Raw genomic sequence first — 13,816 nt, 5'->3', positions numbered from 1 at the left:
TTCAATATAGAAAATAAAAGGGGAGCTAACGCTCCCCTCCACGTCGAAATAATTGTGAAAGTTGTTTTCGCTAGTATTAGCGATTAGAACGTGTAAACACCTCTTAGATAATAGAAGCCACCGTTAATACCGATTGGTGAGGTAGTTGGATACAACGAACCTGCTATACCGGCATACTGTGTATTCTCATCTGGGTATTCATCAAAGGCGTTTTTCGCGCCTACTGTTACAGTAAACTCTTCAGTGAAGTTATAAGCCACTTCTAAGTCCACAGTAAACTCTGAACCTACTTTATCAATAGGCAATGCAGAATCTAAGTGATCTTCAAAGATGCTACCGTAATAGTTCAAGCGTGCAAGGAAGCGCCAGTCACCGTTGGTGTGATTAGCTGTTGCACTGTAGCGCACTGCTGGAAGGTTGTCTTCTAGCATGCGAATACGCTCAGGTGAAATATTCTCTGACGCGCGGTCTACTTCGGTCGATGTCCAGTTATAAGCAAGCGAGAACTTAGTTTCACCGCCCATCATTTCCATTGCGTAGTTGGCTACTACGTCAAGACCTTCAGTGGTTGTATCGAAGTCATTCGTAAAGAAACTGATCTCTTGGAAACTAGACGCATCATTAATGCCTTGCGCTAGAAGTGCTGCAATATCGTCTTCAGTCAAGGCAATACCAGATGCCGTGCTAATGCGGTCAGTCAGCTCGATGTTGTAGTAGTCAGCAGTAATGAATAAACCATTTTCAAAGTCTGCTACCACACCAAATGTAATGCTTTCTGACTCTTCAGGCGTTAACTGCTCACCGCCTTTAAGCTGTGATACTGGGTCAGTTGGCGGTAAGGTTGCACGGTCAATAAGCTCACCGCCTGTACCGAACGCTGTGGTTACATTACGAACGTTACTTTGACCAAGCGTAGGTGCTTTAAAGCCTGTTGAGAATGCACCACGGAATGCAATGTTCTCAAGCGCTTGCCAACGGAAAGCAATTTTACCTTTCGTGGTATCGCCAAAATCAGAGAAGTCTTCGTAACGTAGCGCACCGGCTAACATGAAGTTTTCAGTGATATAGGCTTCTGCATCAATGTAAAGCGCGATGTTGTTGCGGGACACACGACCTTGGCTATTGGCCGCCAAGCCAGGGAAACCATTTGAGCCAATGCCAAAGCCTTGTGTCGCCAGCGGACCTATTTCATAAGAGGCAGTATCACCTGCAACGCTCTCATAACTTTCGTTGCGGTATTGGAAACCAGTCGCTACGAATAGCGGCTCATACAAACCAACATCGAAAGGTTTTGTAAAATCAATATCAAGAGTTTGCTCAGACTGCGTGTAACGGCCTGGGCTAAATGACGTTGGCGTTTCTGGGCCAAGCGACGGGTTGATAGTGTTACTAATAGCAAAATCAACTTCGTTTTGACCAAGGTTTAAACTTACGTCATAGGTAATGTCGTTGTCTAACTCGCCTTTAGTACCAAAGACAAGAGACATGTCTGTTACCGTACCGCCAAAGCGAGGTGTGAAGCCACCAGGAAGCATTTCGTTAAACGCGAAACAATCTGGGTTGTTCGCAACTTCGTCGATGTAGCGTTGATTCGTAAGTACATTTGCACCAGGAGCAATATCATTAGGGCAATTACCTGACATATCGTCCGTTAGGTCTGCTACTAATAGGTTGCCATCTGGATCAGCGTATACTTGACTACGAGTATGTGGGTTTCGGAAATAGAAGCCACCTTCAACTTCACGCTCGGCAAAGTTACCAAATATATAAGCTTCTGACGTTGCAGAAAGCTCTAGTCCCGCGTTAGCGAAAAGCTTGATGTCATGCTTAATTTCAGGCGAACCCCAAATTTGTGCAGGGTCTGCAACAAATGTGTTGCCCGCAGCGATAAGGTCTGCGGCATCGTCACGCTGTATGCTGCGAGACGTATCGTCAGCAGTACGGTATTCGGCTGAAAGGTTTAGAAAGCCCTTGTCAGATAATGGTAAACCCACGTTACCTGACAGCTGAATCATATCGCCGTCGCCTTCGTAGTAAGAGCCATAGCGGGCTTCAAATGTGCCGCCTTCCGACGCATCATTAAGTACGAAGTTGATTACACCAGCAATGGCGTCTGAACCATATTGCGCCGCTGCACCGTCACGAAGGACTTCTACCTGCTTCAGTGCCGCTGCTGGAATAACAGAAATATCAGGACCTTGTGCACCGTCTGATAGACCGCCACCTAGGAAAGTGATAACCGCAGAACGGTGACGACGCTTACCATTTACAAGCACTAGCGTGTGGTCCGATGCCATGCCGCGAAGGTTTGCAGGGCGAACTAGCGTCGATGCATCGTTGATTGGCTGGTCGTTAACGTTAAAAGACGGAACGACAGTTTGCATCATAGATACCATATCTGTGGCACCCTGCTGCTTGAACTCTTCGTCAGAAATAATGTCAATTGGAACCGCTGAGTCTGCTACAGAGCGAGGCGCTGCGCGTGAACCAACGACGGCGATTTGTTCATAATCTTCAGCTTTAGCACTCTCTTCAGCTTCTTGCGCATAAACAGGTGCTGTAGCCATTACTGAAAACGCCGCAGATGCAGCTAATACGCCGCGCACGTTTTTAGTCAATAAAGACAAGGATGTATTCATGGTGGTTTCCCGGATTTTCTCTAAAACACTTTCAGCGTTATTCACACAATAAAAAAGTATTTCGAGAGGTTGTTGTTTTATACCTTCAACACTGACTCATTTGCGGCCAGCTGCATGTTTTATAGAACGCAAGATATTAAAAAACAAACCTTTTCCGACAAAATAAGAATATTTTTTCAAACCATAGAGGATCTCTATTTCTGACCTGTCTATATAGTTTTTACGGGAATGAAAGTGAGAAGTTTTTGGCGGTTTTTAATGAGAAAAGCTGGCATAAAGCCAGCTTTTTAATCGATATTTTAAATATCAGAAATCTGCTACAAATCGACAGATTTACTCTTCTTCTTTGTATTTTTCAGCTGTCTCTTTGATAAGCGGCTGAAGTTCGTTTTGTTGGAACATTTCGATAATAATATCGCAACCACCAACAAGCTCACCTTCTACCCATAGCTGTGGGAATGTAGGCCAGTTCGCGTATTTAGGTAGTTCAGCACGAATATCAGGGTTTTGTAGAATATCTACATAAGCAAATGGTTCGCCACATGACATCAACGCTTGTGATGCTTGTGAAGAAAAGCCACAGCTAGGTAGTTTAGGAGAACCTTTCATATACAACAAAATTGGGTTTTCTTCGATTTGCTGCTTGATTCTATCTAGCGTTGATTGATTTTCAGTATTATCCATTTGATTCCTCTGAGCACAAAAGTGTATTCCCTCTAAGATGGGAATGCATGAATGATTTATCAAGGCAAAGAGTACCATAAAATTGCCTTTAATTACCCATTACTGAATTGATCTTTTAGTACGCTCTATCCCTATCTACCTGTATATCTACCAACGCTAGATTTTCACAAAATAGTTTTTGAAAAAAATTCACAATTTTGTCATTGAGTTATAAGACTTTATCCCCACATCTGGGATATGCTTTAGCGTCTAAAGTGATATAGTCAGCTAAGCGTTGACTGGCACTTATTGAACAGGCGAAGATAAGTGTGCTTTAGACTACAATACTAAACCAACATGGAGACCGTCATGGCTTTTGAACTACCAGCATTACCATACGAACAAAATGCACTAGAACCGCATATTTCTGCTGAAACGCTTGAGTACCACTATGGCAAGCACCACGCTACTTATGTAACTAAGCTTAACGGCCTAGTTGAAGGTACTGACATGGAAAACAAAAGCCTAGAAGAAATCATTAAATCTTCTGAAGGCGGTGTTTTCAATAACGCAGCACAAGTTTGGAATCACACGTTCTACTGGCACTGCCTAAGTCCAAACGGCGGCGGTGAGCCAACTGGCGCACTAGCTGACGCGATTAACGCAAAATGGGGCTCATTCGCAGACTTCCAAGCTGCGTTTAACGACAAAGCAGTTAACAACTTTGGCTCTAGCTGGACATGGTTAGTTAAAACTGCTGATGGCAGCCTAGACATTGTTAACACTAGCAATGCTGAAACACCTATCTCTGGCGACGACCTAACTCCAGTACTTACTGTTGACCTTTGGGAGCACGCTTACTACATCGATTATCGCAACGCGCGTCCTAAGTACCTAGAAAACTTCTGGGCACTGGTTAACTGGGAATTCGCAAGCAACAACTTTGCATAAGCTAGACGCCGTTTTGTAGTACACACTGTGTGCTACACGGTGTTGAAAAAACAAATGAAAAGCCCCGCTATTTAGCGGGGCTTTTGTTTATGTAAAAGCTTCATTAACAGACACTAAATTCTTATTAAAGTTGCATTTTTTATTAGACGAAAAGATTAAAAACTATACACAATAATTACTATCCTTTTCTCAAATACCTACTAAGCTGAAATTACGGGGTTCCGTATTTAAGGGGTATTCATGGGTATTTTTGAACACTATCAAAGTCGCTATGAAGAGCGAAAACAGGAAGAGTTCACCATTGGGGAGTTCCTTGAAATTTGTAAGGAAGATCAAAGTGCTTACGCAAACGCTGCAGAACGTTTGTTACAAGCCATCGGTGAGCCAGAACTAATCGACACTGCAAACGACCCGGCGCTAAGCCGCATTTTCTCTAACCGCGTCATTTCTCGTTATCCAGCTTTTTCAGAATTCTATGGCATGGAAGAGGCCATTGAACAAATCGTCTCTTACCTCAAGCATGCCGCACAAGGTCTTGAAGAGAAGAAACAAATACTTTATTTACTCGGCCCAGTTGGCGGCGGTAAATCGTCACTGGCTGAAAGACTTAAAGAGCTAATGCAGCACGTGCCTATTTACATGCTTAAAGGCTCACCAGTAAATGATCATCCATTCTGTCTATTCGATGTCAAAGAAGATGGCGACATATTAGAAAAAGAATATGGCATTCCTAAGCGCTATCTAAAAACTATTATGTCACCTTGGGCTCGCAAACGCCTTCATGAGTTCAATGGTGATATTACCCAGTTCAAAGTGGTTCGGGTTTATCCATCTGTGCTTGACCAGGTGGGCATAGCTAAAACCGAACCGGGAGATGAGAATAACCAGGATATTTCGGCTCTTGTGGGTAAGGTTGATATTCGCCGTCTAGAACAATATGCACAGAATGACCCAGACGCTTACAGTTATTCAGGGTCGCTGTGTAAAGCCAACCAAGGCTTAATGGAATTTGTAGAGATGTTCAAAGCACCGATTAAGGTGCTGCATCCCCTATTAACTGCTACACAAGAGGGTAACTACAACCCGACAGAGGGCTTCTCAGCCCTTCCCTTCGACGGGTTAATACTGGCACACTCAAACGAATCTGAGTGGCAATCGTTTAGAAACAATAAAAACAACGAAGCGTTTTTAGACCGTGTTTATATTGTTAAAGTCCCTTACTGCTTAAGAGTAAGCGAAGAAATTCGCATTTATAAAAAATTACTCGATAGCAGTGAACTTAGTGGCGCTCCCTGTGCACCAGACACTTTGGAATGCTTAGCACAGTTTACCGTGCTATCCCGTTTAAAAGAGCCTGAAAACTCTAGCATGTTTTCAAAGATGCGGGTCTATGACGGAGAAAGCTTAAAAGACACCGACCCGAAAGCGAAGTCTTATCAGGAGTACAGAGATTACGCAGGTGTCGACGAGGGCATGGAGGGGTTATCCACCCGCTTTGCATTTAAGATCCTCTCTCGCGTGTTTAACTTCGATCATCAAGAAGTGGCAGCGAATCCAGTTCATTTATTCTACGTATTGGAACGTCAGATTGAGCGGGAACAGTTCCCCCAAGAAACCGCTGATAAGTATTTGGAGTTTTTAAAAGGCTACCTGATCCCCCGCTATGTCGAGTTCATAGGCAAAGAAATTCAAACCGCTTATTTAGAGTCATACTCTGAATACGGGCAAAACCTATTTGACCGCTATGTGACTTATGCTGATTTCTGGATCCAAGACCAAGAGTATCGCGACCCAGAAACCGGGCAGCTGTTTGACAGAGCATCGCTTAATGCTGAGTTAGAAAAGACAGAGAAGCCCGCTGGGATTAGCAACCCGAAAGACTTCCGTAACGAAATCGTTAACTTTGTTTTGAGAGCCCGTGCAAATAACGGCGGCAAAAATCCAGCATGGACAAGTTATGAGAAGCTTCGCACCGTCATTGAGAAGAAGATGTTCTCTAACACGGAAGATTTACTGCCCGTTATTTCTTTTAACACCAAAGGCTCAGCAGAAGAGCAGAAAAAGCACGACGACTTTGTAAATCGTATGACCGAAAAAGGCTATACGCAAAAACAAGTTCGCTTGCTTTGTGAATGGTACCTACGCGTACGAAAAGCGTCATAGCCTAAAGGCTAGAAGCTTCTAGAACGTAATTGGTACTAAAGCGTGCGCTAAGCGCGCTTTAGTACCGGTATTTGTAGTTCACAACAACCCAAGCAGGTGTGTATGGCGCATTTCATAGACCGAAGGTTAAACAGTAAAGGTAAGAGTACGGTAAACCGCCAGCGCTTTATCAAGCGTTACAAACAGCAAATAAAGCGTGCTGTATCTGATGCTGTGGGAAAACGTTCTGTTACCGACTTAGATTCTGGGGAGCAAATAAGCATTCCAGCCAGAGATATTTCTGAACCTATTTTTCATACCGGCCGCGGCGGCAGTAGAGATATTGTCCACCCAGGCAACGACCAATTCACTGCAGGAGATAAAATTGACAGACCGCCAGGTGGCGGCGGTAAAGGCGCAGGTGAAGGCGACGCTAGCAACGAGGGTGAAGGGCAAGACGAGTTCGTATTTTCAATATCCAAAGACGAATATTTAGACTTACTATTTGAAGATTTAGCGCTTCCAAATTTAAAGAAAAATCAGTTCGACAAAGTCACCCAATTCGAAACCTACCGCGCAGGTTATCAGACCGACGGCGTACCAAGTAACCTTGATATTGTTCGCTCACTCAAAGGTTCTGTAGCAAGGCGTATTGCCCTAAGCGGAAGTGATAGAAAGAAACTCAAAGAACTTGAAGAAGAATTGGTACTGCTTGTAGAAGACAAGCATGACAATATGCTGGCTATTAATGCACTAAAAGAAGAAATTGAAGCACTTAAAGCCAAAATAGCTCGAGTGCCTTTTATCGACACGTTTGATTTACGCTTTAAAAACTACGACAAGCGCCCGCTTCCTTCAAGTAAAGCGGTTATGTTTTGCCTTATGGATGTGTCTGGCTCTATGGACCAAGCCACTAAAGAAATGGCAAAACGCTTCTATATTTTGCTGTATTTATTTCTAACACGCACCTACGAAAACGTAGACGTGGTGTACATTCGTCATCACACCCAAGCGAAAGAAGTGGACGAGCAAGAGTTTTTCTATTCTCAAGAAACCGGCGGCACTATTGTTTCAAGTGCCTTGAAACTAATGGATGAAGTAGTGCGTGAGCGCTATAGCGATGGAGACTGGAATATCTATGCAGCACAGGCGTCTGACGGCGATAACTGGGCTGACGATTCGCCACAATGCCGCGATTTGCTTACCACTAAACTGCTGCCGGCCACCCGCTATTATGCCTATATCGAAATAACAGAAAGGCAACATCAAAGCTTGTGGCGTGAATACGAGAAAGTCGCCGCCACTCACGATAATTTTGTATGTAAGCACATACAAACACAGGCCGACATCTATCCTGTGTTCAGAGAGCTATTCAAACGCTCTGAGCAAGATGCGCAGCAAGGAGCCTAATATGACAACCGACGCTATCGCAAGAGAAAACAGCAAGCCTAAATCATCAAAGCGACATTTGCTAAGCGATGGGCCCGACTGGACATTTCCGCTTATCGAAGAGTATGAGCAACACATCGATCGCATCGCTAAAAAGTTTAAGCTAGACACCTACCCTAATCAAATTGAGGTCATTACCGCCGAGCAAATGATGGATGCCTACGCCAGCATAGGTATGCCGCTTAATTACACGCACTGGAGCTTTGGCAAAAAGTTTATTCAAACCGAGCAACAATATCGTCGCGGGCAAATGGGCTTGGCTTACGAAATTGTCATTAACTCTGACCCCTGCATTGCCTATTTAATGGAAGAAAACACCATTACCATGCAAGCGCTGGTGATGGCCCATGCCTGCTACGGGCACAATTCGTTTTTCAAAGGTAATTACTTATTTAAAACCTGGACCGATGCTAGCTCTATTATCGACTACCTAGTATTTGCTAAAAACTACATTGCCAAGTGCGAACAAAAGTATGGCTACGAAGAGGTCGAAAATATGCTCGACTCGTGCCACGCGCTGATGAATTATGGCGTTGACCGATACAAACGCCCGCAGAAAATCTCACTGCAAGAAGAGAAGAACAGGCAGGAAGAGCGCGAAGCCTACCTTCAATCTCAGGTGAATGAACTGTGGCGCACCTTGCCCGATAGCCCGCACAGCAAACACAAAGAAAAAATTCGCTTTCCCAAAGAGCCACAAGAAAACTTGCTCTATTTTATTGAGAAAAACGCCCCACTACTTGAACCTTGGCAGCGGGAAATTGTGCGTATTGTACGCAAAGTTTCACAGTATTTTTATCCGCAGAAACAGACTCAAGTGATGAATGAAGGATGGGCCTGTTTTTGGCACTACCATATCCTCAATGAGATGTATGATGAGGGCTTAGTTAGCGACCGCTTCATGATGGAGTTTTTGCACAGTCATTCAAGTGTAGTGATGCAGCCAGAGTACAACAGCCCTTATTACTCTGGCATCAATCCGTACGCGTTAGGCTTTTCCATGTTCATGGATATTAAACGGGTATGTCAATCACCCACTGAGGAAGATTATAAATATTTACCCAGCATTGCGGGTAAGGACTGGCTGGAAACCGTGCATTTCGCTATGCAAAACTTTAAAGACGAGAGCTTTATCAGTCAGTTTTTATCGCCAAAAGTGATTCGAGATTTTAAATTATTCGCCCTTGAAGATGATACCGCTAAACCCTTTATCGCAGTCAGTGCTATCCACGATGAAAGGGGTTATCAAATTATTAAAGAGAAGCTTTCCGCCCAATACAATTTGAGTAATTTAGAGCCCAACATTCAGGTACATAACGTGGATGTGCGCGGAGATCGCTCACTGACCCTTCGCTACATTCCTCAGCGGGGTATACCGCTTGGTGAGTCTAAAGATGAAGTCATGCGTCACTTGCACAGGCTATGGAAATTCGACGTACGTTTAGAGCAAGATAATGGGGATAGTGGCGTTGAAGTGATATCGGAGTGTAAACGCGCACCGCAGGGATAAGCCTGCGGTACGCCCTTAGAAAAAGGTATTAAGCTGCTTGTGCGCTTTCCATTTCTTTTCGTGAACACATTAGTAATGACAGCGCGCCGACTGCGGCAAACACCGCTGCAGTGACGAAAGTCTCGTAGGCGTTAGTGCCCTGCTGCCATTGCTGACCCGCCATGTAATTACCCAATGCGCCACCCAGTCCAAAAGCTACACTAATGTACACTGCTTGCCCTCGGCTGTGATACGCCTTAGGTAAAAACTGGTGAATAAAGTGTACCGATACCGCATGGGTTAACCCAAAGCTTAACGCATGAATAAGCTGGCTTAATACGATCACCATAAAGCTGTCAGCAAATGCCGCCATCACATACCAACGTAGCCCTGTGAGCGCGATACTTACAAACAATAAATTCCACACACCAAATTGACTAATAAGCCTGCGGGCAAGCAGAAATATCCCCACCTCGGCAAGTACCCCCAGCGCGATAAAGATGCCGGTTTGTTGTCCGCTGTAATCAAGGTCTCGCATGTAGAGGGCAAAAAAGCCGTAATACGCACCAAAGCTAATTTGCAAGCACGCTGAAGCGAATATAAAGATGGCGAAAGGTTTTTGTTTGGCGTATTTCCAAATACTTCCCGCCGTAGACGTTTCAGGCGCAGCTTCTTTGGGCGCACGTATGAACAGGGTACTGATGAACAGTAACGCGAGTACGCCAATACTGGCGTGTACTGGCGTATCGGTAGAAAAAATATCTAGGGCCTTTCCTACACCGACCGTCAAACAAATAAAGCCAACGCTCCCCCATAGCCTTACCTGCCCATACGTAGCCTTGGTTTTCGCCACCGTGTTCATGGTGATAACTTCAAGCTGAGGCAATACCGCTGTCCAAAACATCATCATTAATCCGAAAGCCAGCGTAAGCCCCCAGAAACTAGTGAAGTAAAAGACAGAGCTAAAAGTCAGCACCGTAAGAAAGCAGCCTAAACGCATAACGCCTATAGCATTTCCAGTTTTATCAGCAACGCCTGCCCACAAGCCAGGGCCCAAAATACGCGCTAGGGTAATGACGGCAAAAAGCTCACCGATTTCGGCAGAAGAAAAGCCCCGCCCATCGAGAAAGATCCCCAAGTATGGAACAAGCACGCCAAGTTGCCCGAAGTAAAGCCAATAGGTAATAGCAAGGATAAAGAGCGCAGCTTTGCTACTTTTTGCGCCTGGATCAGCGCTTTTGGCGTGGTTTAGACCATTAGATGACAATTCACATCTCCATATGCAAAAACGCCACTAGCGCAAAACGGGTAGTGGCGAATAGTAAAATTCATTGGCGCAGCATGTTTTTATTGCTGCGCGTATTTGTAAACCGCGTGAATGTGGTGGTTTTAAGATTGCGGTGTTTCGATTATATACCCTATGCCTGACCTGCAATCGGCTTAGTCGTTGATAGCACGCCCGCATTTTGCGCGCGGTGACGTAGCAAGTGATCCATTAACACTAGCGCCAGCATGGCTTCAGCAATAGGAACAGCACGGATACCCACACACGGGTCGTGACGTCCTTTTGTGACGATATCAATCTCTTCATTGTCTTTATTGATAGTTTTACCCGGTACCGAAATGCTTGAGGTTGGCTTAAGCGCCATGTGTACTTCAATATCCTGACCAGTAGAAATGCCGCCTAGCACGCCACCGGCATGATTAGACGTAAACCCTTCAGGCGTTAACGTATCGCGATGTTCACTGCCCTTTTGATTAATAACATCAAAGCCATCGCCAATTTCAACGCCTTTCACCGCGTTAATGCCCATCATAGCGTGTGCGATTTCAGCATCCAGCCTATCGAAAACAGGCTCGCCTAGACCCACAGGGACATTTTTAGCTACAACCGACACTTTCGCGCCAATGCTGTCACCAGACTTTTTAAGATCACGCATGTATTCGTCCAGCGCATCTAACTTAGACTCGTCTGGGCAGAAGAACGGGTTAGTGTTGGTGACGCTATGGTCAACTTTATCTACCGTTACAGGGCCAAGCTGAGACAAATAGCCTAACACCTCGATACCATGCACTTCTTTCAAGTACTTTTTCGCAATACCGCCAGCGGCTACGCGAATAGCTGTTTCGCGGGCTGACGAGCGACCACCACCGCGATAGTCACGGCTACCGTATTTTTGATCGTAGGTATAGTCAGCATGACCTGGGCGGAAGCGGTCTTTAATATTGCCGTAATCTTGGCTACGCTGATCTTTATTTTTAATCAACAAACCAATGCTAGTGCCGGTTGTCTTGCCTTCAAATACGCCAGATAGAATTTGTACTTCGTCGTCTTCTCTTCGCGCTGTGGTATAGCGCGAAGTGCCTGGTTTGCGTCTGTCTAAATCAACCTGAAGATCTTCTTCTGTGATCTCAAGCCCTGGAGGACAACCGTCTACTACACCGCCAATCGCAATGCCGTGGCTTTCACCAAACGTGGTTACAGTGAAAAGTTTTCCGAAGCTGTTACCTGACATAATTAACTATTAATCCTTACTACTAAAATACTGTACTAATGTGTTTTTTTGCACGGCAAAAATACCTGAACCACCATTTTCAAATTCTAACCAAATGACTTCTAAGCCAGGAAACCTTTCGCTCATGTGCACTTCACTGTTGCCTACTTCTACGAATAACCAACCGCCATCATTAAGGTAAGCTGGCGCACTTTTGAGCATAATGTCCACAAGGTCTAAACCGTCGTCACCTGCGGCAAGCGCAAGTTCAGGCTCGTGGTGATACTCTTCGGGTAAGTCAGCCATATCCTCTGCGTCAACGTAAGGTGGGTTAGACACGATAAGATCGTACTTCTGCCCTTCTAAACTTGAAAACAGATCTGACTGGATTGGATACACACGGTGGCTGAGACCATGCTCCTGAATATTAATGTCAGCCACTTCCAAGGCATCTGTGCTGATATCTACCGCGTCCACCTGCGCTTCTGGATACGCATGAGCAAGTGCAATAGCGATACACGCACCGCCTGTGCACATGTCGAGAATAGTGTTAGGCGTCGATTCTACAAAAGGAGCAAATTCGTTTTGAATAAGTTCGGCAAATGGCGAACGTGGAATAAGCACACGCTCATCCACGTAAAATGGCATACCGCAAAACCATGCTTCATTAGTGATATAAGGCAGTGGCATGCGCGTCTGCACGCGTTTTAAAACAAGCTCTGCAATCTTCTCTCGCTCGCTTTTCGTTAAGCGAGACGCCATAACGCTATCGCCCACCTGCTCTAGTATAGGGTGAGGCAAATGTAAGGCTTGCATAACTAGGCTTGTCGCTTCGTCCCACGCGTTATCAGTACCATGACCAAAGTACAAAGCCGCATCGTTAAAACGGCTGGTTGCCCATCGTGTCATATCTAACAGGGTGTGCAGATCTTCAATGGCTTCTTCAAGGTAAAACTTATCGGTCATGGCGTTTGGGTACATCAAAAATTTCAAAGCTGGTATCATACCCAAACTTCATACCGATTCACATAATTAACTACGTACCGAATCTTTCTATTCGTTATAATTTAGGCGTTTTGAATCATTAAACTCGAGTGTATTAACCCAAGCTATATTTGATGAAAACCTTTAAAAAAGAACTCAAAGCATTAAAAAAGCAGCTGGCTGAACCAAAGCGTCCTGTAGGGCGAGCTGGGATAGAGGGCGCTAACAAGCAAAACCCGTCATCGAGCGTTGAAGAAGAGGCCTTTTCGTTTGCTGATGTAATGCAGGGCGTCACACCTTTGTCACAAGATAAGGTAGAGCCTGATAAGCAAGTTGAGTTATTTAAGAAATCGCAGCAGGTAAAAGGTAAACACCTAAAACACAGCAAGCAACTTGCAGCTAGTTTCAATTTTTCTGACATGTATCAAGCGGCTTTACCACAAGAGGGCCCTATGCGCTTTTGCCAGGAAGGTGAGTCTACGCATATTTTGAAACAGTTGCGCCGTGGTGATTACTCGCCAGAAATGACCCTGGATTTGCATGGATTAACCCGAGAAATGGCAAAAGCAGAGCTTGCGGCGCTAATTCACACGGCGAGAAAAGAACTGATTGACTGTGTTTGCGTGATGCATGGTTTCGGGCAGGGCGTGTTAAAAGCAGCCCTTCCCCATTACTTGGTTCAGCATCCACACGTACGTGCTTTCCATCAGGCCCCTCTCGAATACGGCGGTCAAGCAGCGTTGCTAGTACTTATTGATATACCGCTTCAAAACAATAAACGTTAGGGCAATGCTGCGAATTGCGACCTATTTATCTTCGTCTGCACTGTTGTGCATAAACAGATAGGTATAATACATCATCATCGCAATAATAATGCCGATACCTAATAGTGAGCCCCACACCACTGGGTCTTTCATCATCGTCCACATCATAATAGTCTCCTCTTTAGCTAAATGAATAATAGAGAAGACTTGGCTTGAAGATTATGATCTAGATCAATAGCA

General features: G+C 44.9%; 11 protein-coding genes. 5 read left to right on the top strand and 6 right to left on the bottom strand.

Features of this window, described 5'->3' with window-relative positions; genetic code table 11:
* Positions 1-83: 83 nt before the first annotated feature.
* Positions 84-2,639 (bottom strand): TonB-dependent receptor plug domain-containing protein, encoded by a 2,556-nt coding sequence (locus tag ACYX4M_RS12595; protein ID WP_476080366.1) that lies wholly within the window; start codon positions 2,637-2,639, stop codon positions 84-86.
* Positions 2,640-2,972: 333 nt separating this feature from the next.
* Positions 2,973-3,323: a Grx4 family monothiol glutaredoxin gene (locus tag ACYX4M_RS12590; protein WP_136780857.1), complete on the bottom strand. Its 351-nt coding sequence runs from the start codon at positions 3,321-3,323 to the stop codon at positions 2,973-2,975.
* A gap of 348 nt (positions 3,324-3,671) precedes the next feature.
* Between ACYX4M_RS12590 and sodB the strand changes: the two genes are divergently transcribed.
* The 4 genes from sodB to ACYX4M_RS12570 all read left to right on the top strand — a co-directional run bounded on the left by sodB (position 3,672) and on the right by ACYX4M_RS12570 (position 9,354).
* On the top strand, positions 3,672-4,253 hold the full coding sequence (sodB, locus tag ACYX4M_RS12585; RefSeq protein WP_476080365.1) for a superoxide dismutase [Fe]: 582 nt from the start codon (positions 3,672-3,674) through the stop codon (positions 4,251-4,253).
* Positions 4,254-4,493: 240 nt separating this feature from the next.
* Entirely contained in the window at positions 4,494-6,416 is a 1,923-nt protein-coding gene (locus tag ACYX4M_RS12580; protein ID WP_269916060.1) for a PrkA family serine protein kinase, read from the top strand.
* Positions 6,417-6,518: 102 nt separating this feature from the next.
* The gene (locus ACYX4M_RS12575) at positions 6,519-7,805 is read left to right on the top strand and encodes a YeaH/YhbH family protein (protein ID WP_476080364.1); all 1,287 of its coding nucleotides are present in this window, start codon (positions 6,519-6,521) and stop codon (positions 7,803-7,805) included.
* Position 7,806: 1 nt separating this feature from the next.
* On the top strand, positions 7,807-9,354 hold the full coding sequence (locus tag ACYX4M_RS12570) for a SpoVR family protein (protein WP_476080363.1): 1,548 nt from the start codon (positions 7,807-7,809) through the stop codon (positions 9,352-9,354).
* Positions 9,355-9,382: 28 nt separating this feature from the next.
* Here ACYX4M_RS12570 and ACYX4M_RS12565 read toward each other — a convergent pair whose 3' ends face one another.
* The 3 genes from ACYX4M_RS12565 to prmB form a co-directional block, all read right to left on the bottom strand.
* Positions 9,383-10,600 (bottom strand): MFS transporter, encoded by a 1,218-nt coding sequence (locus ACYX4M_RS12565; protein ID WP_476080362.1) that lies wholly within the window; start codon positions 10,598-10,600, stop codon positions 9,383-9,385.
* Between the two features lie 151 nt (positions 10,601-10,751).
* Complete coding sequence (gene aroC / locus ACYX4M_RS12560; RefSeq protein ID WP_474854215.1) at positions 10,752-11,849, bottom strand: chorismate synthase; 1,098 nt, start codon at positions 11,847-11,849, stop codon at positions 10,752-10,754.
* Positions 11,850-11,858: 9 nt separating this feature from the next.
* Positions 11,859-12,794: a 50S ribosomal protein L3 N(5)-glutamine methyltransferase gene (prmB, locus tag ACYX4M_RS12555; protein ID WP_476082876.1), complete on the bottom strand. Its 936-nt coding sequence runs from the start codon at positions 12,792-12,794 to the stop codon at positions 11,859-11,861.
* Between the two features lie 152 nt (positions 12,795-12,946).
* Between prmB and smrB the strand changes: the two genes are divergently transcribed.
* Positions 12,947-13,597 carry an endonuclease SmrB gene (gene smrB / locus ACYX4M_RS12550; RefSeq protein WP_476080361.1) on the top strand — a complete coding sequence of 217 codons (651 nt, stop codon included), beginning with the start codon at positions 12,947-12,949 and terminating at the stop codon, positions 13,595-13,597.
* A gap of 21 nt (positions 13,598-13,618) precedes the next feature.
* Here the strand turns inward: smrB and ACYX4M_RS12545 are convergent, their stop codons facing one another.
* The gene (locus ACYX4M_RS12545; RefSeq protein WP_334057681.1) at positions 13,619-13,744 is read right to left on the bottom strand and encodes a DUF3149 domain-containing protein; all 126 of its coding nucleotides are present in this window, start codon (positions 13,742-13,744) and stop codon (positions 13,619-13,621) included.
* Between the last annotated feature and the right edge of the window lie 72 nt (positions 13,745-13,816).

It is taken from the genome of Alteromonas sp. ABV4_150 (assembly GCF_056311745.1).
Note: the sequence above shows the minus strand (reverse complement) of the source record. Positions and strands in the feature narration are given on the sequence as shown.